5 protein-coding genes are annotated in these 4,609 nt (G+C 35.5%); all 5 read right to left on the bottom strand.

Translation table 11 applies throughout. The features are described 5' to 3' along the window. A partial coding sequence (locus tag M0R38_12825; protein MCK9482617.1) for a hypothetical protein occupies positions 1–326 on the bottom strand: 326 nt, incomplete at its 3' end. After that, positions 327–2,645: a hypothetical protein gene (locus M0R38_12820; protein ID MCK9482616.1), complete on the bottom strand. Its 2,319-nt coding sequence runs from the start codon at positions 2,643–2,645 to the stop codon at positions 327–329. Positions 2,646–2,925: 280 nt separating this feature from the next. Next, the gene (locus tag M0R38_12815; protein ID MCK9482615.1) at positions 2,926–3,294 is read right to left on the bottom strand and encodes a hypothetical protein; all 369 of its coding nucleotides are present in this window, start codon (positions 3,292–3,294) and stop codon (positions 2,926–2,928) included. A 2-nt stretch (positions 3,295–3,296) separates the two neighbouring features. Beyond that, complete coding sequence (locus M0R38_12810; protein MCK9482614.1) at positions 3,297–4,256, bottom strand: phage tail tube protein; 960 nt, start codon at positions 4,254–4,256, stop codon at positions 3,297–3,299. Between the two features lie 17 nt (positions 4,257–4,273). Continuing rightward, a partial coding sequence (locus M0R38_12805) for a hypothetical protein (protein MCK9482613.1) occupies positions 4,274–4,609 on the bottom strand: 336 nt, incomplete at its 5' end.

The raw sequence follows: 4,609 nt of genomic DNA, 5'->3' as shown, positions 1-4,609 counted from the left end.
TCTAAAGCTTGCTTTCCTCTTTGGGTAATTGTCCAACTAAAGTTAGTTGAAATATAGCCTGTGAACAAAACTTGCTCATCATCTTTTAGGATTGCCTTAACATCACCATCAGTTGCAATGATATCCTCAATACTTACACACTCTTTATCAATTAGGAGAGTGACTTGATTAGAAGCACTTTTTAACTCATTTAACAACTGCTTTTTAAAGGTGATTGTATGTTTAATAATAAATTCTTTTGTAATTGTTTGCTCATTAGGACGATCCATTTTCAAATCGCTTCCTAAGAAAAACAACTCTAAAGAAGGTTCAGTTATGCTACTCATTTAAATGGTAACTCCAAAGTAATCTAACTGTTCAAACTCACTTCTAATCATTTGTGCAAAAGCTCTCATTCCATTGTTTCCTACAACAGGAGCTTGTTGATAAATGTTAATAGTAACTTGTGTGGCTCCTTGGTAAGAGGCGCTACTGACAGCAGTTGATGTTGATACTGAATCACTGACTGTTGAACTTTGATTTGCTATTGCATCTATGTTTGCTAACCTATTTGATAAGCCACTAAAAGCATCACTAGAAAAGGTACCTGGACTAGAGCCATAGCTTTTAGGCTTAAATGGGTGTAGAAGGTTGTATGCAGCTATTGAAACCACATTACCTAAATGTTGTATCCATTTCCCTAGCCAACTAAACAGATCTGCTATGTATTGCACCGGGCTCATTAAAACAGTAAAGGCCTTTGCTAGTAGAATTAATACCGGTGAAATTGATTGTAAAATTCCACTAAGGATTAAAAAAATAGGCTGAAATGTTTGTAGCAGGGGAGCAAAAACAGCAGTTAAGATATTTGCTACTAATGAGAATGCTGAGTATAAGGTGTCCAATACTGGCAGTATTAACTTAGCTAGTGTTTCACCTATCCAGAAAAATACATCCACCAGAGGTTGAAATACCGTTGACAGGGCAACTTCCATTACTGAAACAAACCCTTCAAGTATTGTTAACAAAATCCCCAATGGAGATAATGTGTTAAACACAATATCAATTAGAGGCATTAGGGTATTAATAATGGCACCAACTCCTTTGAGCATTTCCTCTGCTATCATCCCAAGCAGTCCACCTTCAAAGCCTCCAAATAAGTTATTCATTAGAAGGTTTAGTTTATCTTCTAAAATTGTGGCTATCTGATCAGCTAATCGGGTATTTTTAGTATTTTCTGAAATCTGTTTAGTTGCGTCAGCTGTATTAGTTCCAGAAGATGCAATTTGCGATAAAAGCTTATCTTGATTTGATGCATCAGCTCTTTCTGCTATTATTGCTAATTCTGGAGCAACAATTTCATCAAGAGCGCTTTTGAAATCTAAGGCAATATCAGAATAGAGAGAAACGATTGCATTCTTAGTGTTTAGCCCAACAGTAGTCGCTGTATCAATTGCATCTGTAATTGCATTTTTGACAAGGGGGCCAATACTTTCAAAGCTTTGATCTGCTTTTAATTTTAGAGCGTCAGAGCGAGCTTTAGAGTCACTGGCACCTACATCTAATTTTGCTAATTTATTTCCAAAACCAAAAAGTTTACCAAACCAAGTGCCTTGTATTTTGGCAGCGGATTTATCTATTACGTTTTGGATAGCCCCCAAGATTGAGGCTTCAATATTAACAGCAATATATGCAATCCAATTAATGACACCACTAACAAGAGCACTCAACATTTTAGGAATTGTTTCAAAAGTGGCTCTAATCATTGCAGAGGCAACTATGCCAATATTAGTTATAGCTGTAGTGAAAATTATTTTAATTGATTCCCATTCAAAAGTTCGTTTAACCAATTCCCAAATGGTCGATAACGTCAGCTTAAATACTTCAGGAAAGTTTTTTATAACAGCTCCAACATAATTCACAACCGAGATAATATTTGATTTTATCCCATCAAAAGCAACATCGAACTTAGCAAACCAAGGCCCAAAGTTGTAATCTAGGATACCTCCTATTTGAACCTTGATATCACCCCAAGTGTCTTTGATGTTAGATAGGCTTTGAGCCGCATTGTCATCTACAACCATTTTTGAATATGCTTCAAATTTATCAATTACTAAATCGATTGCAGCTCCATGGGCAAGTTCTTCTTTAGTTACATTCTGAAGATCCACTCCCATTCGTATGAGTTGATTTGTTCTACCGGTATAAGTTGCCAGTAGGGTATTCATCGAAGTGTTAAGATCATTTCCTGTGACATTAGATAGATAAACTGCAGCAGAAGATACTGCTTCGATTTCTTCAGAGCTTTTGCCAAAAGCTGCAAGCTGAGTCACCATTTGTTCTATATCAGAAGAACTGGCGGTACTTTGACGACTTAGATTTTTAATTAAAGCAGTGGCCTTGTCATACGCACTACTATCATTTAGAGCTAAAGCAAGTTGTCTGTAGGCTTTTTCAGATTCTGTAAAATCATTAAAACAAACCTTAAGAGAATCACTAAGCTTTTTTGCAGCTACTATTAAAGCAGTTACAGATAATGCACCTTTCAATGCAGAACCAAGTTTATCAGCAGCAGTTTTCAGTGAGGACAAATCACCCACAGCAGATTTAACAGCACCGCTAATATCGTTTTGCCCTTTAATTATAACTTTGGCTTGAGTTGCCATAAACTTACTCCTGAATAATCTGAAAGCTATCTTTTAGTAGATAGCTTTTTCACTTTTTCGTTTAGATGTTTTCGATAATTTAGCTGTATAAGCTTAAGAACTTGCATTGTCATATAAGGTTGATCAAAAATAGAACCTTCAAAAGGAAGGTGCCTAAAGTCTCCAGTTTCTGAATCACAAATTGGCAAAAATATGTCTGTTATATAAGAAAGCCAATGCCCGTATTCCTTATAGAGTTCAATACTTGTTCTACCATTAAAGATTTCAGCACAGAGTGAGGCTATTTGGAGCCTGTGTTCTGTGCTTGGGAAAAAAAACTAGCTTGCGTGTACTCATTAACTACTTTTGCAGTTAGATTCAAAGATTCAAATAAGAGGTTAGCTACTTCTTCATTTTTCATTTTGACCTTAGTTGATTCATCTTCGAAAAAGTTATGATCAACTAAAATAAAGGGCAGTAACTCCTTCAAAAATATTAGTGTCTCATTCTCACCTTTTTCAGAAGCCTCTTTTAGCTGTAGCATTTGAATAGTTGGCAACTCTTTTAATGTGATAAAGACATCTTCATCTTTTTCTAATCCGACAAAGGTGCCGACTTCTATTTTTACTTTTTGAATACATTTCTCATAATCTTTTGTTTTTATAAACATTGTTAGCCTCCGTATGGTGTTGAAGTTTTGTCAGTGATTGTAACTGTTATGGGTTCTTGTTCTAAAACTGATAATGCTTCTCCTTCTACATTCGAAGTGAGAATTCCACTACCATTAACGTTTGCATCTACGTTACTGATAGATACATTTGGTAAACTAATTTCAATTGAATAGTCGGGATTTGATGAAGTGAATGTTAGCAAAATAGATGCATTGGTTTCACTTAGCAAGTAAGTGTCTTTTAGCTGCTCTATCTTAGAGGAGTAGGGGATCTCAAAGCTAATTGTTACACTCCGTTTGCCATGTAGAGGTTTACCTGAAAACAACCCTGAAGAATAAGTTTTTGGTACGACCTCTAGTGAGTTGTCAATTTTTAATGATGCATTTGAGATATCAAAAGTCTCATCAGCGATTAAAAATGTTGCAGAGGTACATCTGTATGAAGGGATTGTAAAACCTTTTAAAGTTGGGTTTAAAGTTCCTACTTCTTCTTTAGTTCCCTTTAACTCAATACTTCCTTTAACATAATCACCTGCAGCGCAATCCAAAGATAAACTGCTTATAGTACAACCCGGATATTTTTTTATAGCTGCTTTTCTATCGATGACGATGGTTAAAGAAGGTAGATTCTCATTTGCTTCACACAAAGTAAAAGTGTGTTTATGTCTTTCAGTTGACTCTATCTGGGTATAATTATCTGAAGAACCCATAACTGCGTGAAACAATAATCCTGCAGTTTCAGGTTTTAATATAAAGGTGATAGAGCCTTCCACACTTATTCCCAACAGGTCTTTTCTCATTGGGGTTTTTGATGCCAAAAGAGATCCTTCGTCTCCTTTTTCAACTTCGACTTTAATACTTTCACTGGTTAAGTCGATTAGATTAGTAGGGCTTGCAGCTTCAGCAAAAGTTGTCTCTTTACCAAATTGCAACATTGCCCCTGTCCCGGTAAAAACTGTCATTTAATAATCTCCTTGGTTTAAAATTGCTTTGCCCATTGAAGTTGTAATTTTACTTCAATGGCTGTTGTGGTAGAGGACGCAGCAACAGCAGGATAATAGTCCATGTCTGTGATTTTAGAAAAATCTATAAATCCATTTAGTGTTTGGTTACTTCTTAATAGAGTGTAAAAAGCAGTGTAATAATTAAAAACTCTCCGTATTAGAATTTCACTTGGAGCTGCTTTGCAAAAAATAAACAAAGTCGTATGTAGAGTAGCGATGTCGCTATTCATACTTAGATCTTCAATGCTTTCATAATCCGGCTGGATAAAAAACATTGTACTTTTTTTCATTTTATCTACATCAGGAAAATC

The sequence above is a fragment of the Bacteroidia bacterium genome (genome assembly GCA_023228875.1).
Taxonomy (GTDB): Bacteria; Bacteroidota; Bacteroidia; order NS11-12g; family UBA955; genus JALOAG01.
The sequence above is the reverse complement of the archived record's forward strand: the minus strand, read 5'-3'. Positions and strand labels throughout refer to the sequence as shown.